The 26,517-nt window shown below is 65.7% G+C and carries 24 protein-coding genes; 15 read left to right on the forward strand and 9 right to left on the reverse strand.

Annotated elements, in window-relative coordinates; all coding sequences use genetic code 11:
• Positions 1-3 precede the first annotated feature (3 nt).
• Together GRI97_RS17170 and GRI97_RS17175 are read left to right on the forward strand one after the other, a co-directional pair.
• The gene (locus GRI97_RS17170) at positions 4-264 is read left to right on the forward strand and encodes a hypothetical protein (protein ID WP_161392440.1); all 261 of its coding nucleotides are present in this window, start codon (positions 4-6) and stop codon (positions 262-264) included.
• Between the two features lie 214 nt (positions 265-478).
• Positions 479-3,367 (forward strand): TonB-dependent receptor domain-containing protein, encoded by a 2,889-nt coding sequence (locus tag GRI97_RS17175; protein ID WP_161392441.1) that lies wholly within the window; start codon positions 479-481, stop codon positions 3,365-3,367.
• An 89-nt stretch (positions 3,368-3,456) separates the two neighbouring features.
• On the opposite strand, the gene GRI97_RS17180 is transcribed toward GRI97_RS17175, so the two are convergent.
• Positions 3,457-4,731: a GAF domain-containing sensor histidine kinase gene (locus tag GRI97_RS17180; protein ID WP_161392442.1), complete on the reverse strand. Its 1,275-nt coding sequence runs from the start codon at positions 4,729-4,731 to the stop codon at positions 3,457-3,459.
• Positions 4,732-4,875: 144 nt separating this feature from the next.
• Here GRI97_RS17180 and GRI97_RS17185 point away from each other — a divergent pair, with 144 nt between their 5' ends.
• The 7 genes from GRI97_RS17185 to GRI97_RS17215 all read left to right on the forward strand — a co-directional run bounded on the left by GRI97_RS17185 (position 4,876) and on the right by GRI97_RS17215 (position 10,546).
• On the forward strand, positions 4,876-5,289 hold the full coding sequence (locus tag GRI97_RS17185) for a response regulator (RefSeq protein ID WP_161392443.1): 414 nt from the start codon (positions 4,876-4,878) through the stop codon (positions 5,287-5,289).
• 68 nt (positions 5,290-5,357) lie between these two features.
• A complete protein-coding gene (locus GRI97_RS17190; RefSeq protein ID WP_161392444.1) occupies positions 5,358-5,954 on the forward strand; it encodes a TetR/AcrR family transcriptional regulator in 597 nt (198 codons plus the stop codon).
• A 112-nt stretch (positions 5,955-6,066) separates the two neighbouring features.
• Positions 6,067-7,653 (forward strand): FAD-binding oxidoreductase, encoded by a 1,587-nt coding sequence (locus GRI97_RS17195; protein WP_161392445.1) that lies wholly within the window; start codon positions 6,067-6,069, stop codon positions 7,651-7,653.
• A complete protein-coding gene (locus GRI97_RS17200) occupies positions 7,653-8,093 on the forward strand; it encodes a c-type cytochrome (protein WP_161392446.1) in 441 nt (146 codons plus the stop codon). The genes GRI97_RS17195 and GRI97_RS17200 overlap by 1 nt, the downstream gene beginning before the upstream one ends.
• Positions 8,090-8,515, forward strand: coding sequence for a hypothetical protein (locus tag GRI97_RS17205; RefSeq protein ID WP_161392447.1), 426 nt, complete (start codon positions 8,090-8,092; stop codon positions 8,513-8,515). Before GRI97_RS17200 ends, GRI97_RS17205 begins: the two co-directional genes overlap by 4 nt.
• A 4-nt stretch (positions 8,516-8,519) precedes the next feature.
• Positions 8,520-10,130: an FAD-binding oxidoreductase gene (locus GRI97_RS17210; RefSeq protein WP_161392448.1), complete on the forward strand. Its 1,611-nt coding sequence runs from the start codon at positions 8,520-8,522 to the stop codon at positions 10,128-10,130.
• Positions 10,127-10,546, forward strand: a complete 420-nt coding sequence (locus GRI97_RS17215) for a c-type cytochrome (protein WP_161392449.1) — start codon at positions 10,127-10,129, stop codon at positions 10,544-10,546. Before GRI97_RS17210 ends, GRI97_RS17215 begins: the two co-directional genes overlap by 4 nt.
• On the opposite strand, the gene GRI97_RS17220 is transcribed toward GRI97_RS17215, so the two are convergent.
• From GRI97_RS17220 to GRI97_RS17240, 5 genes are all read right to left on the reverse strand, one after another.
• Positions 10,525-11,205, reverse strand: coding sequence for a lysozyme inhibitor LprI family protein (locus GRI97_RS17220; protein WP_161392450.1), 681 nt, complete (start codon positions 11,203-11,205; stop codon positions 10,525-10,527). The genes GRI97_RS17215 and GRI97_RS17220 overlap by 22 nt on opposite strands.
• Positions 11,206-11,345: 140 nt before the next feature.
• A complete protein-coding gene (locus tag GRI97_RS17225) occupies positions 11,346-13,487 on the reverse strand; it encodes a TonB-dependent receptor (protein ID WP_161392451.1) in 2,142 nt (713 codons plus the stop codon).
• Positions 13,484-14,710: a PepSY-associated TM helix domain-containing protein gene (locus GRI97_RS17230; protein WP_161392452.1), complete on the reverse strand. Its 1,227-nt coding sequence runs from the start codon at positions 14,708-14,710 to the stop codon at positions 13,484-13,486. Before GRI97_RS17230 ends, GRI97_RS17225 begins: the two co-directional genes overlap by 4 nt.
• Before the next feature lie 102 nt (positions 14,711-14,812).
• Complete coding sequence (locus GRI97_RS17235; RefSeq protein WP_161392453.1) at positions 14,813-15,277, reverse strand: hypothetical protein; 465 nt, start codon at positions 15,275-15,277, stop codon at positions 14,813-14,815.
• Positions 15,278-15,418: 141 nt separating this feature from the next.
• Positions 15,419-15,883 (reverse strand): DUF2946 family protein, encoded by a 465-nt coding sequence (locus tag GRI97_RS17240; RefSeq protein WP_235917925.1) that lies wholly within the window; start codon positions 15,881-15,883, stop codon positions 15,419-15,421.
• A 120-nt stretch (positions 15,884-16,003) separates the two neighbouring features.
• Here GRI97_RS17240 and GRI97_RS17245 point away from each other — a divergent pair, with 120 nt between their 5' ends.
• The 6 genes from GRI97_RS17245 (at position 16,004) to GRI97_RS17270 (ending at position 22,061) form a co-directional block, all read left to right on the forward strand.
• Complete coding sequence (locus GRI97_RS17245; RefSeq protein ID WP_161392455.1) at positions 16,004-16,516, forward strand: sigma-70 family RNA polymerase sigma factor; 513 nt, start codon at positions 16,004-16,006, stop codon at positions 16,514-16,516.
• The gene (locus tag GRI97_RS17250) at positions 16,500-17,471 is read left to right on the forward strand and encodes a FecR family protein (RefSeq protein WP_161392456.1); all 972 of its coding nucleotides are present in this window, start codon (positions 16,500-16,502) and stop codon (positions 17,469-17,471) included. The genes GRI97_RS17245 and GRI97_RS17250 overlap by 17 nt, the downstream gene beginning before the upstream one ends.
• 80 nt (positions 17,472-17,551) lie before the next feature.
• The gene (locus GRI97_RS17255; protein ID WP_161392457.1) at positions 17,552-19,936 is read left to right on the forward strand and encodes a TonB-dependent siderophore receptor; all 2,385 of its coding nucleotides are present in this window, start codon (positions 17,552-17,554) and stop codon (positions 19,934-19,936) included.
• A gap of 1 nt (position 19,937) precedes the next feature.
• Positions 19,938-20,252 (forward strand): hypothetical protein, encoded by a 315-nt coding sequence (locus GRI97_RS17260; protein ID WP_161392458.1) that lies wholly within the window; start codon positions 19,938-19,940, stop codon positions 20,250-20,252.
• Positions 20,249-21,772, forward strand: a complete 1,524-nt coding sequence (locus GRI97_RS17265) for a PepSY-associated TM helix domain-containing protein (protein ID WP_161392459.1) — start codon at positions 20,249-20,251, stop codon at positions 21,770-21,772. The genes GRI97_RS17260 and GRI97_RS17265 overlap by 4 nt, the downstream gene beginning before the upstream one ends.
• 4 nt (positions 21,773-21,776) lie before the next feature.
• Positions 21,777-22,061: a DUF3325 family protein gene (locus tag GRI97_RS17270; RefSeq protein ID WP_161392460.1), complete on the forward strand. Its 285-nt coding sequence runs from the start codon at positions 21,777-21,779 to the stop codon at positions 22,059-22,061.
• A 27-nt stretch (positions 22,062-22,088) separates the two neighbouring features.
• On the opposite strand, the gene GRI97_RS17275 is transcribed toward GRI97_RS17270, so the two are convergent.
• Genes GRI97_RS17275 through GRI97_RS17285 form a run of 3 tightly spaced genes read right to left on the reverse strand, consistent with a single transcriptional unit; the run spans position 22,089 to position 26,496 of the window.
• Complete coding sequence (locus tag GRI97_RS17275; protein WP_161392461.1) at positions 22,089-23,438, reverse strand: HlyD family type I secretion periplasmic adaptor subunit; 1,350 nt, start codon at positions 23,436-23,438, stop codon at positions 22,089-22,091.
• Complete coding sequence (locus GRI97_RS17280; protein ID WP_161392462.1) at positions 23,435-25,234, reverse strand: type I secretion system permease/ATPase; 1,800 nt, start codon at positions 25,232-25,234, stop codon at positions 23,435-23,437. The genes GRI97_RS17275 and GRI97_RS17280 overlap by 4 nt, the downstream gene beginning before the upstream one ends.
• Positions 25,235-25,239: 5 nt before the next feature.
• Positions 25,240-26,496 carry a hypothetical protein gene (locus GRI97_RS17285; RefSeq protein WP_161392463.1) on the reverse strand — a complete coding sequence of 419 codons (1,257 nt, stop codon included), beginning with the start codon at positions 26,494-26,496 and terminating at the stop codon, positions 25,240-25,242.
• Positions 26,497-26,517: the final 21 nt, after the last annotated feature.

Raw genomic sequence — 26,517 nt, forward strand, 5'->3', positions numbered from 1 at the left:
CTCATGGATTTCGACGATCAGCTGCGCCGCTATTTCGCCACCGACGATCTGGCCGATGTCACACCCGAAGGGCTCGCCGCCGGGATCGAACGGATGCGGGTCGATTTCGGGATGGAAAAAGACCGCGCCCGCCGCTTCGCGCTGTGGACGCTGCTGTATATGCTGGGCGCCGCGCCCGATCTGGATGTCGCCTTCAAGGATGAGGATGACCGCAACAGCGCGCGCGACTGGATGGACATGATGGCCCGCGCGCAGGGCGAATGACCGGCGGGCCTGCCGCATCGATGATGCGGCATTTTGCACACAGCGCACCACCATCGGGTCGATTTCGTCCTCTGCCTCTCTGATTTCGCCCCCGGTCATTGACCCTTGCAGGCACATGGGCAGACATTGCGCCCAGGAATTGCATAAAATTCTACATAGGGAGAGTATGATGACCCAGCGTGGAACAGCGCTCGCGGGCGGCTGTCTTGCAGCCATGGCCGCAGTGCTGATGGCCAGCCCGGCCCAGGCGGAAGATCAGGCCGCGCAGCAGGCCCAACCGGCCCAACCGGTCCAGCCAGCGCAGGCTGCTGCAGAACCGCAACCGGCAGCAGAGGATGCCGCCAGCGGCAATGATCCGATCATCGTTACCGGATCGCGCATTTCGGGCGGTTTCACCGCGCCGACCCCGGTTACCGTGCTCAGCAATGACCGGGTGCAGGCGCTGGCGATCACCAATGTCGGCGATGCGCTGAGCCAGTTGCCCAGTTTCCGCGCCACCTCCAGCCCGGCCACCCAGGCCACGCTGGGCGGCAATATCGGTGCCCGCATTCTCGATCTGCGCGGGCTGGGTTCGGTTCGTACCCTGGTGCTGGTCGACGGGCGGCGTTTCGTGCCGAGCACGTCGCAGGGTACGGTGGACATCAATTTGATCCCTTCCGCTCTGGTCGAGCAGACGCAGGTCGTGACCGGTGGTGCCTCCGCAGCCTATGGTTCGGATGCCGTGGCCGGCGTGGTCAACTTCATCCTCGACCGCGATCTGACCGGGCTGAAGGCAGAGGCGGTCTATGGCATTTCCGAACAGGGCGATGACGAAAGCGTGTTCGCCAGCCTGGCTGGCGGTGCCCGGATCGGCAGCGGGCTGCATGTCACCGTGGCCGGCGAATATGAAAAATCATACGGCATGGGCGATTGCTACACGCGCGACTGGTGCGCCACGCAGACGCTGATCTTGCAAAATCCGGCCTTCGGCACCAATGGCCTGCCGGCCAATCTGATCGTGCCGGGCGTCAACACCGCCACGGTGGCGCCCGGCGGGCTGATCAACCGGTCCTACAACGCCGCCGGGCAGGCAATCGGCACCAATGCGACCGATCCGCTGCGCGGCACGACCTTCACCGCTGACGGCACCCCGCGCGATTTCGACTATGGTACGCTGGTTGGCCCGCTGTTCATGCTGGGCGGGGAAGGGAATGGCCGCAATTCCTTCATCTCCCCCTTCCGGCTGAAGGTGCCGGTCGAACGCTATTCGATCTATGGCAATGCCACGCTGGACATCACCCCGGGCCTGCGCGCCAAGCTGGATGTGTCCTATGGCCGGGTGCAGGGTGAAGTGGTCGGCAACGTGCTGCGCGATTTCAACGGATCGCTGTTGGGCCAGATCAAGGCGGACAATGCCTTCCTGCCTGATGATGTGGCTGCAGCCATGGCCGACAATGGCGTCGCCTCCTTCATTTTGGGCAAGGCCGATTTCGATCTGGGCCCGGCAAGGGCGAAATCCTCCACCGAAACCTATCGCGTGGTCGCCGCGCTGGAAGGGGATATCTCTTCCAGCTGGAGCTGGGACCTGTCCTACCAGTATGGGCGGACCAATTTCCGCCAGGATACGTACAATTCGATCATTCTGGCCAATCTGCGCAAGGCGACCGATTCCGTGCTGGTTGGCGGCAACGCCGTCTGCCGCGTGAATGCCGATGCCAGCACCACCAATGACGATCCCAATTGCGTTGCCTACAATCCCTTCGGCGAAGGGCAGTTTTCTGCCGGTGCCGCAGGCTACATCGCCGGCGACGGGTTCCAGACCACCCGCTATGATCAGCATGTGGTGGCCGCCAATCTGCAGGGCGATCTGATCAATCTGCCGGCCGGCCCGGTGAAGCTGGCCATCGGCGGCGAATATCGCAGCGACAAGATCGTCGGCGAAACCGATGCCATTTCGGCGCAGAACCAGTTCTGGTCATTGAACGGCACGGCGCTGGCCGGATCGGTCAATGTGAAGGAAGCCTATGCCGAACTCGCGGTGCCGGTGTTCCGCGATTCCGCGCTCGGCTATGCGCTGGATCTGAACGGCGCGATCCGCCGCACCGATTACAGCACCAGCGGCGCGGTCACCACCTGGAAGGCGGGCGCGGTCTATGAACCGTTCGACGGGGTGCGGCTGCGCATCACCCGTTCGCGCGATATTCGTGCGCCCAATCTGGCCGAATTGGTCGGCCCGCTGGTCAAGAGCGCCATCGGCTTGACCGATCCGCGCAATGGCGAACAGGCCAATCCGACCATCTACACCGGCTCCAACCCCAATCTGCGCCCGGAAAAGGCAGACAGCTGGACCATCGGTGCGGCGATCACTCCGCGCAGCGGCGGCGCCGTGGGGCGGATGCGGCTGTCGGTCGATTATTACGCGATCGAGGTGAGCGATGCGATCGGCGTGCTGGGCGCGCAGACGCTGGCCAACCGCTGCCAGGAAGGCGTGAGCGAGTTCTGCGATCTGATCACCCGCGATTCCGTGACCGGATCGATCCTGGAAATCCGCGACGTGATGGTCAATTCCAACGAATTGCGCACCAGCGGTTTCGACATCGAATATCAGTACCGGCAGCCGCTGGGCGGAGCAGGCCGGCTCGACCTGTCGCTGTTGGCGAATTTCGTGAACACGCTGACCCTGGTCGATCCGGCCGGCGAAACCAATCGCGCCGGGCAGAACGGCGTGCGCACCGGCACGGTGCCGGGCGTGCCCGATTACGTGCTGGACGGCATGCTGAGCTGGACCCTCGACGATCTGAAACTGACCGCGCAGGGCCGCTATATCCCTGAGGGCATTTTCTGGACCAATTTCGTCGGGCCGGACAGCACCTGGTATGATGTCACTTCGCTGCAGAGCGTCAGCAACAATCATGTGCCCGACCGGTTCTATCTGAACCTGTCGGCGCAATACACGCTGCGGCTGGGCGATGACCGCGAATTCCAGCTGTTCGGAGCGATCAACAACGCGCTGGACAAGGATCCGCCGATCATGCCGGGCGCCGGTGGCGGCACCAACCAGATCCTCTATGATCCCGTTGGTCGCAGCTTCAAGATCGGTATCCGCGCCCGCCTGGGCGGCTGATAGGCAGCTGGATTGGCATGCAATGGCCCCCTGTGACCCAACGGGTTGCAGGGGGCTTTTCGTTGGCAGTCGTGCCGGGGGCTTATCCGCTAAACCGGCATACGGAAGGTGAACCGCGTGGCGGTGTTGTCTGACGATACGGTCAGCGTGCCGGCATGGGCCTTGGCGATTTCGCTGGCGATGTAGAGGCCGAGGCCGAGCCCTTCCTGATTGGCGCTGATCTGGCCGCGCCGGAACGGCTGGAACAGGTTTTTCATCGTTTCCGGGCTGATCGGTTCGCCGCCATTCGCGACTTCCAATTCGAAGCTGCCGGCCTTGACGCTGGCTGTCACTGTGATCGGCTCACTGTCGGATCCGTGGGTGATGGCATTGCCCATCAGATTGGAAAACATCTGGGCAATCCGCGCCTGATCGACGGCGATCGGCTGATCGACATCGAACTCCACCTGCACCACCCGGTCAGGATGGGCCATGCGGATTTCTTCCAGAATCTGTTCCAGCTGTGGGCCAATCGGCGCATCGCTGGTCAGGGCCAGATCGATGCCGCCGCCCAGCCGGCCGCGCGCGAAATCCAGCAGATTGTTGATCAGCGCGCCCATGCGCCGGGCATTCTCATTCATATGGCGCAGGATCAGGCTGCGTTTGGGGTCAGCCTCGTTCTTGGTCAGCAGATTGATCCCGGCCGCCATGGAGGCCAACGGATTGCGCAGATCATGCCCCAGAACGGCGATGAATTCCTCTCGCAGCTGGCCGGTGGCCAGCGCTTCGTCCAGCTGTTGCTGGCTGCCGGCGAATTTTGCCTCGCTGCGGGCCAGGCTGGCATGGCTTGACCGGATCTGGGACTTGGTAGTGATCAGTGCGGCCTCGGTGCTGGCCAGCGCCGCCTCGCTTGCTGCCAATTCCGCCTTGCTGCGGGAAATGGAACGGTTCGCGTCCAGATGAAAACCGATCAGTTCTGCAAACAGGCGGAACATGCGGATAGCCGGTGTGCCCTTCAGCCGGCGCGGGTGCGGATCGATGGCGCACAGGGTGCCGAACAATTTGCCATCGCTCAGGACAATCGGCACGGAAATATAGCTTTGGAACCCATAGGTCGCCGGGGTGTGATGGGTGGCATAGAGCGGATCGCTTGCCACTTCGTCGATCACGATTTCTTCGCGGGCAAAGCGGACTTCGTTGCACAGCGTGGTTTCCAGCGGTAATTGCCCGCCGGGCTTCAGGCCGAACTCGATCTTGTCCAGCACCTCGCAGGCCATCCACGCCCGATCCGTCACCCGCGCAACGGCCGCAAAACCCATGCCGGTGCTGGAGGTCACGACTTCCAGAATGGCTGTGACCGCTTCGACCTGGCGGACTGCATCCAAGTCATGGGATAAATCGTCGCTCAACGCCTACCTCATCAGGGCGAAACCGGAATTGCGCATGTAATTGTGGCAATGTGAAACCATTTTCAAGGATCATTGCGATGGTCGGCGCGTTGGTGCCCACTGCCATGCCGGAGCCCTTCAATGCCCGAAGAACACATGCCTTTTGCTCTGGTTGCGGATGACGAGCCGCTGGTCAGGCTGGACGCTGCCGACATTCTTGAAGCGGCCGGTTTCCGCGTGCATGAGGCGGCCAGTGTGGAAGAGGCGGTGGCCATCCTCAATGTTGCCGGGCCGCAGATCCAGCTGCTGTTTTCCGATGTTCAGATGCCGCCGGGCGATCTGACCGGGTTCGATCTGGCGCGCCGCTGCGCGCGCGACTGGCCGAAAATCCGCATCCTGATCGCCTCCGGCATGATCAGCCCGGAGGAGGGTGATCTGCCTGAAGGGGCGCTGTTCATCAACAAGCCGTTCAGTGCGCAGATCGTCTATGATCAGCTGCAGCAACTGCTACCCGACGGGCAGCAGCCCGACGCGCTCAAACACGCTGTTCGCTGACGGGTCGATTGACGAAGCGGTGCTGTCAGGCGCAACGCAGCCATCGGCAATCGACGGGAAGCAGCGCGATGGTGGGTGACGGAACGGACAGCACGCGCGGCAGGCTGCTGGCAGCGGCTGAAAAAATCCTGGTCGAACAGGGGGTCAATGCCCTCTCTGTCCGGCGCGTCGGCGATGCGGCCGGGCTGAACCCCACGCTGGTGACCTATCATTTCAAGGGCATCCTCAACCTGCTGGATGAGCTGGCAACGCTCAATCTGGAACCGATGCTGGCCGAATGGGCGGTGATCCAGCCCGGCGCCGCGCCCGATGCGCGCACCGTGCTCGATCAATGGCTGCAGCCGATGCTGCGACCTGCGGCCTTCACCCCGGGCGGGCGGGCGCTGAGCGTGCTGGATGAAGTGGCCGCTCATGGCGAAAGCGCGCTGCGCGATCGGGTGATCGGGGTGATGGGCGATTTCAGCCTGCGCCTGCGCCAGACACTGGCGCCGTTCCTGCCGCATCTGACCGACGGCGAATTGCGCGCGCGGGTGCGGTTCATTTCCGGCTCCGCGCTGGGCCCGCCGCCGCGCAGCTACACGATCGCGCCGCGGGAAGGGGAATGGCGGCTGGACGACATGCACTATCTGCTGCCCTTTGCCTGCGCGGCGCTGGGGGTGGAGTGAGGCACGTACACCTGCTTGACCGCTCCCAAGCGCTCGTTATACGATCGTATAAACAACGGGGCCGATGAGCCCCGGGGCGTTGCCGGGCAGCGCAAGAGTGGACGGGAAAAACATGACGACGCCGAAGGGTATCTCTGCGCAGGTCTTTGCTGACGGGCTGGCCGAAATGCGCTCTGCCGTGGGGGCGGACTGGGTTTTTACCTCGCAAGAGGATCTGCACACCTATCGCGATTTCTATTCGGTTTTGTGGGATGAGCCTGACGAGCGGGTCGCCTCTGCCGCCGTAGCGCCGGCCAGCGTGGAGGAAGTGCAGGCGGTGGTGCGGGCGGCCAATGCGCGCGGTATTCCGGTCTATCCGATCTCCACTGGGCGCAACCTGGGCTATGGCGGGGCGGCGCCGGTCTATTCGGGCAGCGTGGTCATCGATCTCAAGCGCATGAACCGCATCATCGATGTCGATGAAGGCAATGCTTCCTGCCTGGTCGAACCGGGCGTGTCTTATTTCGACATGTATCGCCATCTGCAGGAAACCGGATCGAAGCTGTGGCTCGATGTGCCCGATCCCGGCTGGGGCAGCATGGTCGGTAATGCGCTCGATTCCGGCGGCGGCTATACGGCGGCGCCCTATCGCGGGCATTTCGAGGCGCAATGCGGGATCGAGGCGGTGCTGGGCGACGGGGAACTGTTCCGCACCGGCATGGGCGCGCTGCCAGGTTCCGAAACCTGGCAGCAGTACAAGATGGGCATCGGCCCCAGCCTGGATGGGCTGTTCCGCCAATCGTCGCTGGGCGTGGTGACCAAGATGGGGTTCTGGCTGTTCCCGCAGCCTGAGGCTTATCTCAGCGCCTCGATCGATCTGCAGCGGTTCGAAGATGTCGAACCGCTGGTCGATCTGTTCAACGAACTGGAATATGGCAACATCTTCAACGGTATGCCATCGATCACCTCCCCGGTGCTGACCCGCGGCAATCCGATGATGTTCCAGCCGGTGCCCGAACCCGAGGTGATGAACCGGATGGTCGAGGAAACCGGCCTGCCGGCCTGGCGCGCCACCGCCGGGTTCTATGGCCCGGAAAAAGTCATCCGCGCGCAATGGGAATATATGCGCGATCGATTTTCGGCCCAGTTCCAGAACGTCACCTTCAAGGAAAACCAGTTCGTCAAACTGCCGCTTTCGGCAGAGGACATGCAGAAGGTTTCCAAGGCACGGTTTGGCGTGCCCAGCCTGGAAATCTTCTCGGTCGGGTCCAACGGCTTTGGTGATTTCAACCCCAGCGACGGGCATATCTGGTTTTCCGCCATCATCCCGCGCACCGGCAAGGGGCTGGTGGAAGCGAACCGGGTGATGCGCCGCGAATGTGCGCGACTGGGCATCCCGCTGTTCATGTTCAGCCCGGCGGTGACCTGCTGGACCCGCTCCTTCGTGCTGTTCGCCGCCGTGCCGGTGTACAAGGACGGGCGGAACAAGGAACTGCGCGACAATGTGCAGGAAATCATCCGCATCTGCGCGCAGCATGGCTGGGGCGAATATCGCTGCCCGCCGGCGTTCCAGGATGCGGTGATGGACAGTTACAGCTTCAACAACAACATCCTGCGGCGGGTGAATGAGCGGATCAAGGATGCGCTGGACCCGAATGGGATCATCTCCGCCGGGCGCTATGGCGTCTGGCCGAAACATCTGCGCGGGGGGCGGGGCTGATGCGGTTGGCTCTGATCACGGGCGGCGTTCTGGCCGCCGCCGCAACCATCGCTACCTGCGGCGCCTGGGCCGCCGGCCAGACTTCATCGGCGGCTGGATCCGCTCCGGTGCCGGCCCGGCTGGCGGAGGGGAAGGCGGTCTATGACAAATGGTGCGCGCCCTGCCACACGGACAGCGCCGGGCTGGCCGGCACGCTGGCGCTGCAGACCAAATACAAGGGTGAAAAGCCCGCCGTGCTCGAACATCGCACCGATCTGACGCCGGAGATCGTGAACTATTACGTCCGCAATGGCGTTGCCTGGATGGCGCCGTTCCGCAAGACCGAGGTGTCCGATGCGCAGCTGGCGGCGATCGGGGAATATCTGACTGCGCCGCTGGAAGATCGCGGGATCGGCCCGGCGCGGCTGGCGGAAATCAGGGCAGGGGGAACGGGGCAATGATCACCGGACTGGATATGGACCGGCGCAATCTGCTGAAATGGAGCGCGATTGTGCCCTTGGCGGCGGCTGCGCCCTATACGGCCTTGGCCGCCGTGCCGCAGGGCGTGGATGCGCTGGTGATCGACCGCCGGCACTGGCCCGCCGGCACGCCCACGCCGCTGGCCGGGCTGGCCGCGCCGCAGCTGTTCACCATCGACGGCGATGTCACCCAGCTGTGGTATCAGACGCTCGATCCGATCTGGCGCAAGCCCGGCTTCGTGCTGGGCGGTGTGACCGGCAGCGATGCCCTGTTCGTGCTGGAGGTGCTGGCGGGGGATCGCGGGCGCCGGGTCACGCAGCGGCGCGTGCTCGACCCCGTGGTGGCGGGCCTGCAACCCGTCAGCTGGATCATCGCACCCCATCACCCAAGCGTGAAGGGCTGATCGCATGGCGGTGCTTCCCCCCGATCTCGATGCCCCCGGCTTCGCCCGCTTCCTCGAAGAATTGCGCGGTGCGGTCGGCGCGGACTGGGTGTGGTCGTCTGAGGATGATCTGGGCCCCTATCGCGACAGCTTTTCCCCGGTGTGGGACACGGCGGAAGAACGCCACGCCTCTGCCGCTGTCGCCCCGGCGGAGGTGGAGCAGGTGCAGGCGGTGGTGCGCATCGCCAGCAAATATAGCGTGCCGCTGTTCCCGATCTCCACCGGCAAGAACTTCGGCTATGGCGGGCCGTCGCCCAATGTCACGGGCAGCGTGGTGCTGGATCTGAAGCGGCTGAACCGTGTGCTGGAGGTGGACGACCGGCGCAATTTCGCCCTGGTCGAACCGGGCGTGTCCTATTTCGATCTCTATCGCCATATCACCGAACGCGGGCTGAAGGTCATGATCGACTGCCCCGATCCCGGCTGGGGCAGCCCGATCGGCAATTCGCTGGAACGCGGCATCGGCTATACCATGCCGTTCTTCCGCGATCATTACGGCGCCAGTTGCGGGATGGAGGTGGTGCTGCCCAATGGCGAACTGATGCGCACCGGCATGGGCGCGCTGCCCGGGGCCAAGACCTGGCAGGAATATCGCTATGGCTTCGGGCCCGATCCGGCGGGATTGTTCGCCCAGGGCAATTTCGGCGTGGTCACCAAGATGGGTTTCCGCCTGATGCCGATGCCCGAACATTACCGCACCGGGCTGATCACCGTGCCGCGCCGGCGCGATTTCGTGAAGCTGGTCGATCATGTGAACTATCTGTCCGACGCAGGCCTGATCGGCGAAGCGGTCTATTCCAGCCCGCTGGCGCCGTTGATGGCGCAGCCCGATTTCCTGGCCCTGGCGACGAAGCTGGGCGGGCCGGCCGATGGCGACATGGATGCCGCCGCATCGGCTGCCGGCCTGCCCAGCTGGCAGGTCGATCTGCAGTTCTTCGGGCCGGAGGCGACCACAGCGGCCAGCTGGGATTATGCGAAAGATCGCATCCTGTCCGATATTCCGGGGGCCAGGGCGCTGGATGGCGATCATTTCCCGCTGCCGGCGACCGAGCAGCAGATGCTCAACACCACCCAGCCGTACCGGTCGGCCATCCGCCGCTTCGGCGCGCTGGGCGTGCCGAGCCTGGGCATGTGGAAGATCGTCAGCGATGATGGCCATGTCGGCTTCTTCCCGGTGCTGCCGCGCAGTGGGGAGGCGGTGTTCGAAATGCAGCGCGTGCTGGGCGATGCGCTGAAGGAATTCCCCGTGCGCCCCTTCTTCAACGCCACCACCACGCCGCTCTATTGGCACAGCTTCGCCTTCCAGATGGTCTATGCGCCCTCGGTCAAGCGCAGCGATCCGGATCACAACGCCGTGGTCCACGCCTCCATGAAAAAATTGGTGGCCGTGGCGGCCGAACATGGCTGGGGCGATTACCGCGCCGCGCCGATCTATCAGGATGATGTCGCGGGCACCTACAGCTTCAACAACCACGCGCTGCGCCGGTTTCAGGAACAGATGAAGGATGCGATCGATCCGGAGGGCATATTGGCGCCCGGGCGTGGGGGCGTCTGGCCCAGGAGGTTCCGCAAATGAGTATCGGACGGATTGCCTGGCTGGCCGTGCTGCCGGTCATCGCCGGGGCCGGGCTTGTTGCCGTATCCTGGGCCCAGCCGGCCGCATCGCCCCGGATCGTGCCGGCCGATCTGCCCGGTCGCCAGGTGTTCGAACGCCAATGCGCGCCCTGCCACGGCGCCGGCCCGGGCGATGATGGCGCACCCATGCTGCCCGGCACGGCGGTGCTGGCGCGCAAATATGATGGCAGCAAACCGGGCGCGCTGGAATTGCGCACCGATCTGGATGCCGAAGTGCTGCGCTATTTCGTGCGCAACGGATCAGGCGGCATGCCGATGTTCCGCAAATCCGAACTGACCGATGCGCAGGTGGACGCCGTGGCGGCCTATCTGGCCGCCACCGCCGCGCAGAGCGATCAGGTCCCGATCCGGAAATAGGTGCCGGCGGCCGTTCCGAAGCCGCCGGATGTCGTTTCATCGCAGAAGGGGGTGGGAATGCGCAGCATGGCCCCATCCAGATTCATCTGCAGCGGACCTGCGTCGCTGGCCATGATGGCTTCATCGGTGAAATTGTGTTCCAATTCCCCGCTGAAGCGGCACAGCCAGCTGCCATTGGCCTGATCTGCCACCTCGAAGTCCACCGCCAGCCGGCCATGCGCGGCCTGCTTCACCTCGATGATGCCCCAGGCGTTGCGCCAGGTGCCGATGAACGAGGTGGCCGGGGTGGTGGCGATCCAGTTGAAAAATTCTGCCCGCATCTCTGTCCGGTCGCGCAGCCCTTCCTGGCGCATCTGCGGATTGGATCGCGGGCTTTCGAAGGCTTCTGCACGCTGTTTCAGGAAGGCCTGCTGATCCTGTCGCAGGGCGGCCTGCATGTCCGGCGTGGAGCGATCGACCAGCGCCCGAAAGGCAATGCTCATCGCGCGATCGGCTTCCGCCGTATCGTCATCATTGCAGATCGCCTTTTCGGTCAGGCTGGCCGCCTTGCTGCAATCAAACCCCGCTTGGCGCGTGCCGCCTTCCTGGGCTTGGGCCGGCGCGGCAGTGGCCAAACCCAACAGCGAAATCAGGATGAAGGAGCGGCTGAATGTGTGCATGAAGACCCCGTTTTATGCTTATTGTTACCGGGATCGACATGCTCCGTTGCCGTGGAAACTGGCAAAGGGGCATGAGACGAAGCGATCCGGAAATGAGGCGGGTTAAAATCCTCCCCGAATTTGTTCGGGGAGGATCGGGATCAAAACCGCCGGCTCAGTGTCACATCCACGCTGCGCGGGGCGCCGATGAAGACCAGGCCGGATGCATAGCCGGACCATTCGGCGTGGAAGCTGTCGGTCAGATTGCGCCCGCGCAGCGTCACCGTGGCCAGCGGGCTGTCCCAGCTGATCGATGCATCGAAGGTGGTATAGGCGGCCAGCCGCACCCCATTGGCGTTGTCGGTATAGGCATCGCCCTTGTGCATCATGGCGGCGGTCATGCGCAGGGGCAGGGCGCGCGGGGCCCAGCCCAGCGTCACCCCGGCCTGGCGTTCGGGCACATTGGGCGGACGGTTGCCGCTGCGGTCGATGCCGCCGGCCTCCACCAGGTTCTTCAGCCGGGCATCGAGCAGCGTGGCCTGCGCGCCCAGCGTCCATTCGGCGGCGGGGCGCCATTCCAGCGCCACTTCGCCGCCGGTGGACTGGATGCTGCCGCCCTGAAACACCACCGCCGGATTGGCCGGATCGCGGGTGAGGATATCGTCCTGCCGGATATCGAACAGCGCGGCCGTTACCGTCAGCCGATTGCCCCACAGCGCCGCCTTGATCCCGCCTTCCCAGGATCGGCCGCTGGTCAGATGGAAGGCCGCATTGCCGGCGCTGAGGAACAGCAACCCGCTGACCGGCGTGACCGCGCGCGAATATTGCGCATAGAGCTGCGTGCCCGGCGCCAGCGTGTAGACCGTGCCCACGCGCCAGGTCAGCGGATCGTAATCCTGGCCATAGATCTGCTCTGCCCCGCTGGTGACATTCACCACCCGCCGGTCCAGCCCGATATCATCGAACCGCACCCCGCCGACCAGCAGCCATTCTGGCGTCACGTTGAAGGCGTTTTCGGCAAACACTGCCAGGCTGGTGCTGTCGGCCCAGACATCCTGCCGCGTGCCGAAATTTGCCGGGGTGTCAGCCACCGGGAAGCTGCCGCGTGCCGGATTGAACGGATCGACCAGCCCGGCCGAACCGAAGCGGCGCTTGGTGAAGAACTCCGTCCCCGCCGCCTCCACGCCCAGAGTGAAGCGGTTGCGATGGCCGGCGATGGGGCCGTCGAAGGCCAGCTGCACCCGCTGGTTCCAGAACCGGTGGTCATGGGTGATCAGCGATGTCGACCGGTTGATCAGGCCGCTGGCCGCGTCGAAACCGTACTCATCCGCATCGCGCCACAGCCGGTCGGCGGTGTACCAGCTGCTGTCGCTGGTCAGGGTCACCCGGTCGGAGAGGTCATAGTTGATCCGCGCCCGCAGCCACAGCGATTCCGAATTCGTGTCGCCATCGGCCACATCGAAATTCACCCGGCGCATCGCCCGGTCCAGCACCAACCCGGCGCTGCCCGAGACGGCGTTCGAGGGATCGCGGGCGACCGCGCGCGACACCCCCGGCGTGCCGTAATAGGCGGTGCCGTAATCATCGCGCGCGTAATCGGCCGACAGGGTGATGGACAGCCGCTCCACCGGTTTCACGAGCAGTGATGCGGTGCCGGCGAACTGGCGGGAATCCGTATCATCCACCCATCCCGATGAGCGCGACCAGACCGCATTGCCATGCAGGGCGGCTGTTTCGCCAAGCGGCAGATTGATGTCCCCGGCCAGTCGCACGCTATCGAAGCTGCCATAGCTGGCCAGCACTTCTCCGCTGAATTCGCCCGGTTTTGCCCGGCGCGGCACGAAATTGATCGCGCCTGCCAGCGCCCCTTCGCCCGATGTCACCGATGCCGGGCCCTTGATCACCTCGATCCGTTCGAAGCTCCAGCTGTCCCAATTGCGGATACCAGCGTCGGAACTGGCCATGCGTGCCCCGTCGATCAGATAGTTCACCGCCCGGTGAAACCCGCGCATGGAAACCGAACCGATCGACCCGGGCAGATTGCCGGATGACACCCCGGGTGCGGCATTCATCACCTCGATCGCGCTGCGCAGTCCGGCGGCCTGCATCTGATCCTGGCTGATCACCGACACGCTGGCCGGGGTTTCGGCCAATGTCAGCCCCAGCCGGCCGGCAATTTCCGCCTGATCCTGCAGCGGGATGGTGGCGGTCACGATGATGGGGTCACGCTCGGCATCCTCCGCCTGGGCGTGGAGCGGGGCGATCAGGGCGAGAGCGGACACGGAAAGGGCAAGATTCTTCATGCGGAATATCCATTCGAAAGGGGGGGAAGCGCGCGCGATGGGCGCGGCGCAGAGGGGGTGCGCGCGGCCCGGACCCGGCGGCGCCAGTGGAGCAGGCCGGTGACGAACAGCGCGGTGGGCAACAGGCCGATGATCACGCCCAGAATGCGGGTCGGCGTTCCCAGGATGGAGGCGTCGTGCAGCGGACGCAGCCAGGCGTTGACCGTGCTGGCCGCTGTCCCTTGCCGCACATCATGCACGGCCAGCACGGCGCCCGAATATTGGTCGACGAACACATAGCTGTAGGGGAAGCGATGGCTGGGATCGCCCGGCACCTGCACCCGCAGGCGGAACGCGCCGTCACCACCGGGTGCCGGCACATCGATCCAGGCCAGCCGTCCGTCGGGCAGCGCCCCGTGGCCGGCGGCCAGCGCCCGGGCGATGCGAATCTGCGATGCAGTTCCTGCTGCCGGAATGACGGATTTCACCGCCGGTACCGGCACCACTGGGGCGACGGTCGTGCCCAGCACGCTGTCCTTCACCGGGGGCAGCGCCAGCAGCACGCCGGTGGCCGTCAGCAGCAACAGCAGCGGCAGGCTCCACAGGCCCGACAGCTTGTGCCAGTCGCGCAGCCGGCGGATCGGCGCGGCCCCGCGCTTGAACGCCAGCGCCTTGCGCCAGCTTTCCCGGCGCAGGCTCTGCCGGGGCCACCATACTGCCAGCCCGCTGATCAGCAGCAGCAGCATCACCACCCCCAGCCAGCCGACCAGCTGGTTGCCCAGCTCACCCAGCAGCAGATTGCGGTGCAGATCATAGATCCAGGTCATGGCATAGCTGCCCCAGCGGTCCTGCCGCAGCAGCTGTGTGCCATCGGCGGAAAACCACAGCATGGTCGGGTCCACGCCGTGATGGCCGGCTGCATTGTGCGGATCGTCTGCCGGATAGAGCCGGGCCGGGATCGCCCCCGGCGCGCCCGTCACCTCGAACGACCATTTGCCGCCCATGTGCCCGGCATGCGGGAAATGCGTCTGTGCTGTTGCCAGCACCCGATCCCAGACCGGTGATTGCCAATCGGCAATGCCGGCACCGGCCGGCTGCCGGATCGCCGGGTTCAGCTGCGCATCCAGTTCGATATAGAACACCAGCGCCGATCCGCTGAGGCCGAGCACGGCAAACACCAGCCCGATAGATAGCCCCAGCCATAGATGGATGCGCCGCAGCGCAATACGGATTGGGGTACCCATCAGGGCCACCGCGCGTCGGAAAAACAAATCATCGCATTTCTCTCATGCAGCCGGCGGGCCGGCGCCCATCATCCGGCGCGGCAGCAGGCCGCACCGATACGATCAGGCAGAGAGAGGTGGCGCCTGGGCCGGCGGCGGCGGGGCGGCCAGCCGGTGGGTGGTGAATTCGGCCAGCACCCGGGCGGGGATGGCCGGGGCAATCGGCCAAGCCTGCGCCGGGGCGGGCGGGAACTCCGCCGCCGGCAGGCCGCCCCCGCCCAGCGTCAGGGCGAAGGCGCAGAGATCGGTGCTGGAGGGGTGATGCGGCGCGGGATCGTCATCGCCCGGCTGATGGCCCGCCGCGCTCTGCAGTTCGGGCGGCAGCGGCGCGGCCACCACGCCCTGCGGCGTGCACCAGCTCAGCACCAGCCCCGCGCCTTGTGGCGCGGCCACCGGCATATAGCCGCCGGGGATCAGCGCGCGGCAGGCAAAGGCCAGCACCAGCAACAGGGCGATCAGGCCCCGTGGCAATTGCTTTTCGGCGATGATGCGCACCGAGGCGGAACCCGGGCGATGACGCAGTGCCATGAAACGGCGTCCGATATCGCGGAACTATGCAGGCGAAAGCGCGGGCAGATCCGTGAAGGACATCTGCGCGCGGGGGCTCGGGATCAAAGGGCGCTTTACCTGCGTCGAACAGGCAGGAATGCGCGACCCGATCCCAGCGTATCAGCCGTGGGCAGGCGGGCCGCGCGACGGCGGCGAGGCATGGGGGAAGGGATAAGGGGCCGCAGCCACCACTGGCGGCGGCAGGGCAATCTCACGCAATGGCAGGGCAACCGGCGCCAGCGCCAGCGGCGGAACCGCCAGCATCAGCGGCGCGGCCAGCACGCCAAACCCGCAGGGCGCGGCGCCATCGGCCTGCCCGTCATGATCGCCGCCATCACTGCCCGGGGCGGCTGCATCATCCTCGCCACCCGCCAGCGCAATCTGCATCTGCTGAACCCCGCCCGGGGTGCAGAGCGATACGATCAGGCTGCCCTGCGGCGTCACCACGGGCATATAGCCCGCCGGGATCAGCCGCGCGGCAAAGGCCAGCAGCAACAGCACGGCAAACACCATGCGCAACTGCCTGCTCTCGCGAACCCCGGTAAACATGTGCAGCGCCCTAGCCGGGGCAGGCAGGCTTGTCATCGGGTTAGTGGGAAGAGGCCTGGGGGTGGGACGATTTGTCCCACCCGCATGGTCATGACCTGGATGAATAGTTGGAATTCACGTTCTTGCTAATAACTCGCAATAATATTAATGCGGGGCATGCCTGCCCTTGCTGTCACCGATCTGGAAAGCCTCTACCGGGCTCATTCGGCCTGGCTGGTGACGTGGCTTTCGACGCGCGCGCACTGCCGGTCTCGCGCCAGCGATCTGGCGCAGGAAACCTTCTGCCGCCTGGCCGAACGGCCGCCACTGCAGCTGCATGCACACCCCCGCCGCTATCTGACCACGGTTGCCCGGCGGCTGCTGATCGACGATGTTCGTCGCAAGACTTCCGAACGCTGTTTTCTGGAGGCTTTTGCCCTGCACAGGGGTGAAGGCTTCGCCCCTTCGCCCGATCAGATTGCCCAGGCGGTGGAAGAGCTGTGCCTGTTGGCGGAACTGCTGGGGGAATTGCCTGAAAAACCGCGCCAGGCCTTCCTGCTCAGCCGGCTTGATGGGCTGACCTATGCGCAGATCGCGGGGGAGCTGTCCGTGTCCACCAGCATGGTCAAACAATATATCTCCCGCGTGCATGCCCATTGCTATGTGAAAATGCATGGTTGCCCGGACTGACGCCGCCGAGCCCAGCCGCGCCGCCATCGAAGCTGCGGCATTATGGCAGGCACAACTGGCTGACGAGGATTGCGACGAGGAAGACCGACGCGCGTTCCGCCACTGGTTGCAGGCGGACCCATCGCATGAAACAGCCTTCGACCGGATGAGTGCGTTTGCCGGCAAACTTGCCGATCGCGACCCTGTCGAGCGGGACGCCCTGGGGCTGGTGCTGACGCGGGCGCCGCTGCGTCGCGTGCCAGCCATCCTGTTGCTCGCCGGAACGGCCGCCGCCTTGAGTTGGCTGGGCGCGGGCAATCCCGCCATTCGCAGCCGCATCGCCGATCGCCAGACGACGGTGGGCGAACAGCAGCGGATGGCCATGGCACAAGGCGACCGGCTGGTGTTCGACAGTGACAGTGCTGCGGATCTGGATGACGATGACCGCATGGTCACCCTCTGGCGCGGGGGCGTGCAGGCCAGCGTGGCCAAGGCGCGCGAACAGGCCTTTATCGTGCGCACGCCACAGGGCACGGCGCGGGCGCTGGGAACGCAGTTCAGCGTCCGCGTCCATGATGGTGTGACGACGGTCTCGGTGGTAAAATCCCGCGTTGAGGCCTGCGCGCGGGCCAGCGGCGGAGCTTGCCTGGTGCTGATGCCGGGCCAGGCGGCGCGGATGGATGGAAGCGGCATCCGTCGCCTGGCGGATATTGATCCGGCCGCAGAACAGGCATGGGCAGATGGCCTGCTGGTGGTTGACGATCTGCCGCTGGTGCAGGTGCTCGCCCGGCTCAACCAATATCGCACTGATCCTGTTCATTATTCCGCAGCCGATCTGCAGGGGCTGCATGTCACGGGGACGTTCCCCCTGACCGATCCGGACCGCGCCCTGGTCAGCCTGCAGGCGGCATTGCCGATCATCGTCGATCGTGGTGGCCAGGGTGGTGATGGAGCCGTTTCGATCAGGCGGCGCTGAATTTTTCGCGAACCCACTGCCCGATCGTGCGGCTGATCCGTCCGTAAGGCCGAGATCAGTCAAGAATTCAGGGGGTCCCATTGTCATCTTACATCCTGCGCGGCGCCAGCGCCGTGTTCGCCTGCTCGATTGCCGCTGTCGCCCTGCCCGCCCTGGCGCAGGGGGCCGCGGCCATGATCGACATTCCCGCGCAGCCACTGGCCCGTGCCCTGGCCGAATATTCGCGCAGCACCGGCGTGCTGGTTGCGGTCGATGCGTCGCTGGCGCGGGGGCAGACCAGTGCCGCCGTGCAGGGCCGCCATACGGCGGCCGAGGCGCTGGCCCGGCTGTTGACGGGCACCGGCCTGCGGGCGGTTCCCGATGGCGCGGGTGGTTTTACGCTGGCCCGGCTGCAGGCTGACGCAAGCGAAACCGACAATGGCGGAAGCGAGGGCGGGCTGCAGGAAATTCTCGTCACCGGCTATCGCGCGACGCAGCAGCGCAGCGTGACCAAGACGCCGTTGGCGCTGAAAGATACACCGCAATCGGTGTCGGTCGCCACGGCCGACATGATCGCCGATCGGGGCGCGCAGTCCCTGGCCGAGGCGATGTATTTCGTCCCCAATGTCGTGGCTTTCAACGATGGCGCCACCGGCGGTGCGGGCGGTGGCGGCAACAGCCTGGGCGTGGAATACAATATTCGCGGTATCTATGAGAGCGGCCAGCTCAACTATCGCCGGGTCAACGGGCTGCGCACGCACAACCGGGCCAGCATCGATCTGGCCGCGCTCGAACGGGTGGAGGTGGTGCGCGGGCCGGCCTCCATGTTCGGTGGCGCGGTGCCGCCGGGCGGGATCATCAACCTCATCCCCAAGCGCGCGCCGGAAACGCTGCGCGGCTTCGTCACCGCACGCGTGGGCAGCTATGACGCCCGAGTCATCGAAGGCGATATCGGCGGGTCGCTGACCGGCAGTGGCGCGGTGCGCGGGCGGATCAGCGGCAAATATGTCGATGAAGGCTCATGGATCGATTTTCGCGAAGGCGATCTCTGGGTCGCCACGGCCGCCCTGGGGGCGGACATCACCGCGACCACCAGCCTGGATGTGACCGGCAGCTTCCAACGGCGCACCTTTGTGGAAGGGGGATCATTCTCGATCGGGGCAGATGGCTGGGTGCCCGATATTCCCCGGTCGCGCTTCGTCGGCATTCCGACCCCACGCTCTGAGGGAGAGGTTGGCTGGGTGGATGCCGAACTGCGGCAGGACATCGGGCCGGATTGGTCGCTGACGCTGCGTGGCCGCTATGAAGATGGTTTCAACGCCCAGCGCGCCACCGAATTTGCCGCCTATGTCGATCGGGAAGCCGGCATCGTTGCCTTCAACAAGCTCAACCGCCGCTATTCCTATGATACGCTGGCTGGTGATGCCTTCGTTTCCGGCAGCATTCCGTTGTTCGGGCGGACCAGCGACCTGCTGTTCGGGGCCGATTATTTCGAAAACAGCGAAGCGGTGGCGGGCGGCCGGCAGAACAATGTGGCGCGGCTGAACATCTTCGATCCCGATTATGACGTGGACATCGGCACCTTCACCGATGATCTGCCGATGGGTCAGCAACGCACGCCATCGGGGTGGGGCGTCTATGGCCAGGCCATCGTTCGGCCCGTGGACCGGCTCGCGCTGCATCTGGGCGGACGCTATGACTGGGCCCGCCTGTCGATCCAGCGGCCCAATGCCGTGGCGCAGAAATCCAGCAGCCAGGCCTTCACCGCGCGCCTGTCCGCAACCTATCAGCTGACTGATCGCGTCACGGCCTATTCTACCTTCAATGAATCCTTCATCCCATCCTCCGGCACGACGCGGGAAGGAACGCTGGTTGATCCCGAAACCGGTTTCCAGATCGAAGCCGGGCTCAAGGCTTCGCTGATCGAAAACCGGCTGAGCGCCTCGATCGCGGCCTATCGCATGGTTCGGCGCAATGTGGCGACGCGCGATCCACGCAACGGCACCGGCGAATTCTTCGTCATCGCCACCGGCGAACAGGTCCACAAGGGTTTCGAACTGGAAATAACCGGCGAACCGGTCCCCGGGCTGCAACTGGTCGCTTCCATGGCGGTGCAGGATGCGGAGGTGACCAGGAACAACGACGGCATGGTCGGCACCGTGCCCTATGATGCGCAGGAATTTACCGGGGCCTTGCTGGCCACCTATGAACTGCAATCCGGTCCGCTCAAGGGCCTGGGCTTCGGCGGCAGCGTCCGCGATCTGGGCAAATATTATCCCTTCACCGCGCCGCAGAACCTGCTGGCCTATGATCCCCCGGCAATCGTCGATCTGCAGCTGTTCTACAATGGATTGAAGGATTGGGATTTCCGTCTCAACGTCTTCAATATCCTCGATGAAACCTATCTGGCTTCGGCCAGCATCCATGGCGCCAGCACCTTCGGCCGGCCGCGCTCTGCGATGTTCTCCGCCAGCCGCAGTTTCTGACATGGGCAAGGCCGGGGTTCGGTTGCGGGTGGCCGCGCGGGTGCTCGCGGCCACGCTGGGCGCCTATGGCGTTACGGCCGGCGGGGCCGCGCTCGGTGCTGTCCTGCTGGTCGCCACCGCGCAACAGTCGCGATCGGACGCCGTGGTGGCCGCCGGCATGGCCAGCTATCTGCTCTATACCTTCTTGATGCTGTGGAGCTTTGCCGAACGGCGGCTGGGCCTTGTGTGGCTGGTGCTGCTGCTCGGCACGCTGGCCACCCATGGCCTGGCGGTGGCGATCGAAAGGACGCTGCCCATCAGCGGGGCCGGATCATGAGCGCGCCGGATCTGCCCGACGATCCCGGCGGGCTGCGCCTGGCGATGAACTGGTTTCACACCTGGTTCGGGCTGGTGCTGGGTGCGCTGATGTTCGTCATTTTCTGGACCGGCACGCTGGCCGTGTTCGACCGGGAAATCGACCGCTGGATGATGCCGGCCACGCGCCTCACCGAGCCACCGGACGTCTCGGCCGATGCGATTGCCGCTGTGATGCAGGCAGAAATGGCCGGTGCGCGGGGCTGGCGGATCATCCTGCCCGATGGTCGCACGCCGGTGGCAGAGGTGCAGATATCCTCCGCCACGGGGGAACAGATCCGCCGGTTCGTCGACCCGGCGAGATTGCGCGTGCTGCCCGAACAGGCCACCTATGGCGCGACGCATTTCTTCTATCCCTATCACTTTCGCCTCAACAGCGGTGCGATCGGTCTGTTTCTCTGCGCCTTCGCCGCAGTGGTGATGCTGGCGCTGTGTATTTCGGGCGTGATTGTCCATCGCCGGATTTTTGCGGATTTCTTCACCCTGCGCATCGTCCGAAAGCCGCAGCGGACCACGCTGGATCTGCACAATCTTTCCGGCGTGCTGACGCTGCCTTTCCTGCTGATGATATCCTTCACCGGGGTGGCGATTTTTTCCTACACCTATCTGCCCAGCGCCGGATCGATCATCTTCGGGCGCGATCCAGGGGCTATGGCGGCCGGGTATTTTTCCCGCGATCCCGCCGGGCGGCCGGGCGGCGCATCCGTCCCGCTGGATCTGCTGCGGGACAAGGCAGCCGCCTATTGGCACAGCGATCGCCCGGCCTATGTCCAGCTGGTCCACCCCGGTGACGCGAATGCCTATGTCGAACTCCGCCCCGACAGCAGCCGCACGATTGCCAAGAGCACGGCGGCGGTCTGGTTCGATGCCGCGAGCGGGGATCTGATCAGCGGTTCTCCCATCACCCCGGTCCGCCGCGCCTATGATGTCATCTATGGCATTCATCTGATCCAGTTCGATCACTGGGCGCTGCGCTGGCTGTATTTTCTGTCTGGCCTGGCGGGGTGCGTGTTGATCGCCACGGGCATGCTGTTCTGGGTCCAGTCGCGGCAGAAACGCCATCGCAAGCAGGGGCGGCGCAGCGGCCGGCTGGTGGAAGCCGTGGCAATCGGATCGACCACCGGCCTGCTGATCGCGACACTGGCCTTTCTCATCGCCAACCGGCTGCTCCCGCCCGATCTGACCGGGCGGGCATCGGCGGAGGTGTGGCTGTTTCACGCTGCCTGGCTGCTGGCCGTGCTCCATGCGGCGCTGCGTGGCCATTCGGCATGGCGCGAACAGGGCTGGCTGATCGCGATGCTCTGCGTTGCGGCGGTGGTGCTCAACGCGATCACGACTGCCGACAATCTGCCCGCTGCCTTGCTGCGCGGCCTCTGGCACACGGCCGGGGTGGATCTGACGCTGCTGGCCAGCGGGGCCATCGCCGCCGGCGCTGCGTCACGGCTGGGCAGGCGTGCGCGCCAGGCAGCGGCAGGGGAATGATCCGATGATCGACATCCTGCTGCTGTTCGCCACCTGGGCCTGTGGCGCCCTGGGTTTTGCCTTGCTGGCCTTCAGCCAGCTGCCGCACTGGCGCCTCCTGCCGCAACCGCGCGCCGATCAGCCGCCTGGCTGGCTGCGACCGCTGGGCTGGGGGCTGCTGGGCGCCGCCATTCTGCCGGCCATCGCACGGGATGGCATCGCCTTCGGCCTGCTGCTGTGGATCGGCGTGCTGACCCTGTCGGCCTGCGCCATCGTTTGGCTGCTCATGCGCCTGACCCATCGCCCATGATCGGGCGATGGGTGGGCAGGGCAGGGCTCACTGTTCGCGGAACATATTGCCGAAAGCGTCCGTCAGCGGGCTGAGCAGATAGTCCAGCAGCGTGCGATCCTTGGCGCGGATGTCCACCGAGACCGGGACGCCGGGCCGCAAATTCACGCCTTCGCGCCGCAGCAGGGCGGGGTCTGCCACCTCGATCCGGGCGCGGAAGCTTTGCGTGCCGTTTTCGCCGGTGACGGGCGCGGGTGACAGGGCCACCACCTTGCCTTCGAAATCGGTGCGGCCATGCGGATTGACCGTCGGGAAGCGCAGCGTGGCGGGCATGCCCACGCGCACGCTGTCGATGTCCGCCGGCAGCACCGCCGTTTCCACCACCAGCGCGCGGGAATCCGGCACCACTTCCATCACCGTCTGGCCACCGCGCAGCACCGTGCCGCGCCCGATGCGCTCCACGCCGGAGACGCGACCCGCCACCGGGCTGCGGAGCATGTCGCGGTTGGCATCATATTGCACGACGCGCAGCGCGGGATCGACCTGCGCCAGCTGTTCCTCGACCTCGCCCAGCTGGGCCACGGTCTGCATCATCCGCTCGCTTTCGAACCGGGCGGATTCCAGCGCGGATTTTTCCACCTCGCCCGATGTGACGGCGGTATCGCCTTCCAGCTGGGCGGCGGCGCGTTCCAGGGCGCGCAATTGCGATTTGCGGGCATAGCCGCGCTGGTACAGCTCGCGAATACCGGTCAGCTCATCCTGGATCAGGCGCAACTGCTCGCCTGCGGCGGCACGGCGGGCGCTCGCGGCGCGTTCTTGCTGGGCTGCGATCCGGCGATCGGCGGTGATGACATTGCGCTGGCTGTCGAAAATCGCCTGTTGCGATGCCATGGCGGAGGCCACGGCGCGATCCTGGCTGCGGCTCAGCAGATCGGCGGGCCAGCGGATCGCGTTCAGCCCGTCGCGTTCCGCCACCAACCGCGCCTGCAGCGCGCGCAGGGCGTCGCGCTTGGCCTGGGCCTGTTCTGCCGCCGCGCCCGAACGCACGCTGTTCAGCCGCACCAGCGGTTGCCCGGCAATGATCCGCTGGCCTTCGGTCACCATCAGGCTTTCCACCACGCCCGATGCTTCGGGCTGGATCACGATACGGTCACCGCTGGTCACCACCTGACCCTGGGACATGGCCGCCTCGGAGAGTGGCGCCAGCACCGCGAACAGGCCCAGCAGGCCGACGAACATTCCGCCCGCGATCAGCCCGGTGCGCGTGACCTTGCGCGGGTCGTCGAGCAGTTCTTTCGGGAAGGCGTCATGGCGCCGGGCGACAGCCTCTCCATTGCTGCCGGGCTCGTCGCCGCCTGAGCTGCGGCCGAACCCGCCAAAGGGAAATTCGATCTTCATGCCGCCTTGCCTTCCACCGGATCGCGCGCGATCGATTCCACCAGCTCGGTGCGGACCTGGCGGAACACCCGCTGGCGCGGACCGTCCAGCTGCAGCACGCCGCGATTGAGCACCACCACCCGGTCCACATGGGCCACGGGGTTCAGCCGGTGGGCGATCAGCACGATGGTCGCCCCGGCGGCCTTGAGTTCCTGCAGCGCCCTGGCCAGCGCTTCCTCGCCATCGGCGTCCAGATGCGCATTGGGTTCATCCAGCACCAGCAGCTTGGGTTCCCCGAACATGGCGCGCGCCAGGCCGATCCGCTGCCGCTGCCCGCCCGACAGCCCGCTGCCGCCTTCATCGACGCGGGTTTCGTAGCCTTCAGGCAGGTTCAGGATCATCTCATGCACATTGGCGCGCTTGGCCGCGGTGATCACCGTCTCGTCATCGCAATCGGCGAAGCGGCAGATATTGTCGCGCACGGTGCCGGGGAACAGGCCGACATTCTGCGGCAGATAGCCGATGTTGCGCGCCAGCATCTCCCGCGACCAGTGCCGGCTTTCCAGCCCGCCGATCGACAGCTTGCCCGCACTCGGCAGCCGCGCGCCCACGATCAGCCGGGCAATGGAGGTCTTGCCCGCGCCGCTCGGGCCGACGATGCCGATGGCCTCGCCCGCCTGGATGGTGAAATCGATCTGCCGCAGCGCCGGGCGCTTGGACCCGGTCGGGACGAAGGAAATATCCGCCAGCGTCACGTCGATCCCTTCGAACGGGGGTTCCACCCGCTGCTTGGGCGCGGGGGCATCGTTCAGGATCTTCTGCACCCGCTTGCCCGCGCTCAACGCGGCGCGGATCTGCCGCCAGCCGCTGACCGCCACCTCCATCGGGGCGAGCGCGCGGCCCAGCATCATGTTCGCGGCGAAGATCGAGGCCGGCAGCACCGAATGCTTGACCGCCAGATATCCACCCAGACCCAGCATCAGCCCCTGGAACATCAGGCGGGTAAAGCGGATCGCCGCCGTGAACCCGGCATGCCGATCGCTGGCATGGCCCTGTTCGCGCATCATCGCGCTGCGGTCCACCTGCCACCGGTCGGCCAGCGCATTGTCCATGCCCATGGCATGCACCGGGTCCGCATAACGCGCGACGCTGTCGGTAAACTGATAGCTGCGCGCCGCCGCCTCCGTGGCGCTCTTGGCGCTCGCCCGCGTGCGCTGATCGTTGAAAAACGCCAGCGCCAGCAGCGTCACCGCCGCCACCAGCCCCAGTAGGCCCATGGTCCAGTGGATCAGGAACAGGATCAGGATGAACAGCGGCATCCACGGCATGTCGAAGAAGAACTGCGCCCCATGCCCAGCCAGCGCGCTGCGGAACTCATCCAGATCACGCAGCGCCCGCGCATTGCGGGCCGGCGCGCCATGGCGGGCGGACAGATCGATGATGGACTGGAACACCCGGTTGGACAGCAGCCGGTCGATCCGCGCGGCTGCCCGGATCAAGATGCGCGCCCGGCACGCGTCGAGCACGGCCATGGTCGCCAGCGCGCCGATCAACGCCACCGTCAGCGCCGCCAGCGTGGCCATGCTGCCGGTGGGGATGACGCGGTTGTAGATCTGGATCAGATAGATGGGCGACGCCAGATAGAGCAGGTTCACCGCTCCGCTGAAGGCGGCGGCAGTCCACAGCATCCCCTTGGTGTTGCGCAGGGCGGCGGCGAATTCATCGCGCGGATCGTAATCGGGATGGGCGGGATCCAGCACGCTCGACGCCCGTGCCCTCGACGATGCCGCACGGGCCCGCTCGATCAGTCGCTTCATATGTGTCAGCCCAGTCCCAGGTGAAGATCGTCAAGCGGCGAAAGCGCATCATGCAGCGGATCGTCGCCGCCCAGCAGAACGGCATCGATGGCCGGCGGGGCCAGCATGTCGAGCATGCCGAGAGAGCCAATCCCGTCGGCCAGGCCGATCTCGGTCGGCGCATCATCGCTGACGGCAAAGACATCGGCGGCGGAAACCATGCTGGTCAGCGTGGCAACGCCGCCCGCCGGGTCTGCCCCGGCCAGCCCTTCCAGCGTGTCGGCAACCGGATCGACCAGCGGTGCGGTTACGGCGGCCACGGTATCCGTGACCGTGTCCAGAGTGTTGTCCAGAACAGGCGCCACGGGGGCGATAACCGGAGCGATGACGGGGGCAACCACCTGGGTCACAACCGGCGCCACGCTTTCGGCAATCGGGGCCACCACGGCGGCGGGCAATTGCACCGCGCTCGCGCCCAGCGTTTCGACCGTGTCCAGCGTTCGCAACGTATCGAGCGAAGTCACGCTTTCCAGCGTGGCGGGAATGTCCAGCACCGGAACCGTATCCAGCAGCGCGTCGATCTGCCCGGTCACCGCGTCCAGCCTATTGTCGAGCGTTACCAGCTGATCGGCAACCAGTCCCTCGACCGATGTGGCGAGGCCTTCCACCGTGTCCAGCGCAGCGGCCAAGGTGGCCTCGGTCTGGGTGCCGAGCACTTCGACCGTCTGCTGCACGGGGGCCAGTGCGGGCGGGATTGCCGGCGGGATCAGTGCCGCTGCCAGTGCATCGGTTCCGCTCGCGGCTGCAGGCGCCGGCGCTACGGCATTCTGCGCCGCCGGTGCGGCCTGCGCAGTGGGGGACAAGGCCAGCAAGCCCTGCGCATCCATGCCCAGCAGCATCTGCTCGGCACTCGCAACCGGCGCCGCGCCTGCGCTGCCGACAGCCGGCGCCAGCGGCATCGCCATGTCCAGCGTGGGGAGGGCCATGCCGCCTCCCAACTGCGTATCCATGGTAATAGGAGCGGCAGCGCCGGGGGCATCGCCGCTGATCGCGGCTCCGGTCAGGGGGGAAGCTTCAGAAAGTTGAAAATCGAATGCCCCGGCACCTTGTTCCTGCGCGCTTACGGCGGCAGGGATAAGCGCGAGGCCGAAATTGGTCGCGGCAATGGCGGGAAATGCGCCCGGCGTGGCGGCATAGAGCCCCATATCCACCCCATGGCCCTGGGCCTGGGCGGCGCGATCTGTGCGCGCGGCGATGATGTCGGGTGTGCTGGCAGGATCCAATCGTCATCTCCCGGGGCAGCG

The sequence above is a fragment of the Croceibacterium xixiisoli genome, from assembly GCF_009827305.1.
GTDB classification, from domain to species: domain Bacteria; phylum Pseudomonadota; class Alphaproteobacteria; order Sphingomonadales; family Sphingomonadaceae; genus Croceibacterium_C; species Croceibacterium_C xixiisoli.

Coding starts and splice junctions, on each gene's coding strand:
- GRI97_RS17170 (WP_161392440.1), top strand. CDS start 4: ATGGATTTCGACGATCAGCTGCGCCGCTATTTCGCCACCGACGATCTG.
- GRI97_RS17175 (WP_161392441.1), top strand. CDS start 479: ATGGCCGCAGTGCTGATGGCCAGCCCGGCCCAGGCGGAAGATCAGGCC.
- GRI97_RS17185 (WP_161392443.1), top strand. CDS start 4,876: ATGCCCGAAGAACACATGCCTTTTGCTCTGGTTGCGGATGACGAGCCG.
- GRI97_RS17190 (WP_161392444.1), top strand. CDS start 5,358: ATGGTGGGTGACGGAACGGACAGCACGCGCGGCAGGCTGCTGGCAGCG.
- GRI97_RS17195 (WP_161392445.1), top strand. CDS start 6,067: ATGACGACGCCGAAGGGTATCTCTGCGCAGGTCTTTGCTGACGGGCTG.
- GRI97_RS17200 (WP_161392446.1), top strand. CDS start 7,653: ATGCGGTTGGCTCTGATCACGGGCGGCGTTCTGGCCGCCGCCGCAACC.
- GRI97_RS17205 (WP_161392447.1), top strand. CDS start 8,090: ATGATCACCGGACTGGATATGGACCGGCGCAATCTGCTGAAATGGAGC.
- GRI97_RS17210 (WP_161392448.1), top strand. CDS start 8,520: ATGGCGGTGCTTCCCCCCGATCTCGATGCCCCCGGCTTCGCCCGCTTC.
- GRI97_RS17215 (WP_161392449.1), top strand. CDS start 10,127: ATGAGTATCGGACGGATTGCCTGGCTGGCCGTGCTGCCGGTCATCGCC.
- GRI97_RS17220 (WP_161392450.1), bottom strand. CDS start 11,205: ATGCACACATTCAGCCGCTCCTTCATCCTGATTTCGCTGTTGGGTTTG.
- GRI97_RS17225 (WP_161392451.1), bottom strand. CDS start 13,487: ATGAAGAATCTTGCCCTTTCCGTGTCCGCTCTCGCCCTGATCGCCCCG.
- GRI97_RS17230 (WP_161392452.1), bottom strand. CDS start 14,710: ATGGGTACCCCAATCCGTATTGCGCTGCGGCGCATCCATCTATGGCTG.
- GRI97_RS17235 (WP_161392453.1), bottom strand. CDS start 15,277: ATGGCACTGCGTCATCGCCCGGGTTCCGCCTCGGTGCGCATCATCGCC.
- GRI97_RS17240 (WP_235917925.1), bottom strand. CDS start 15,883: ATGACAAGCCTGCCTGCCCCGGCTAGGGCGCTGCACATGTTTACCGGG.
- GRI97_RS17245 (WP_161392455.1), top strand. CDS start 16,004: ATGCCTGCCCTTGCTGTCACCGATCTGGAAAGCCTCTACCGGGCTCAT.
- GRI97_RS17250 (WP_161392456.1), top strand. CDS start 16,500: ATGGTTGCCCGGACTGACGCCGCCGAGCCCAGCCGCGCCGCCATCGAA.
- GRI97_RS17260 (WP_161392458.1), top strand. CDS start 19,938: ATGGGCAAGGCCGGGGTTCGGTTGCGGGTGGCCGCGCGGGTGCTCGCG.
- GRI97_RS17265 (WP_161392459.1), top strand. CDS start 20,249: ATGAGCGCGCCGGATCTGCCCGACGATCCCGGCGGGCTGCGCCTGGCG.
- GRI97_RS17270 (WP_161392460.1), top strand. CDS start 21,777: ATGATCGACATCCTGCTGCTGTTCGCCACCTGGGCCTGTGGCGCCCTG.
- GRI97_RS17275 (WP_161392461.1), bottom strand. CDS start 23,438: ATGAAGATCGAATTTCCCTTTGGCGGGTTCGGCCGCAGCTCAGGCGGC.
- GRI97_RS17280 (WP_161392462.1), bottom strand. CDS start 25,234: ATGAAGCGACTGATCGAGCGGGCCCGTGCGGCATCGTCGAGGGCACGG.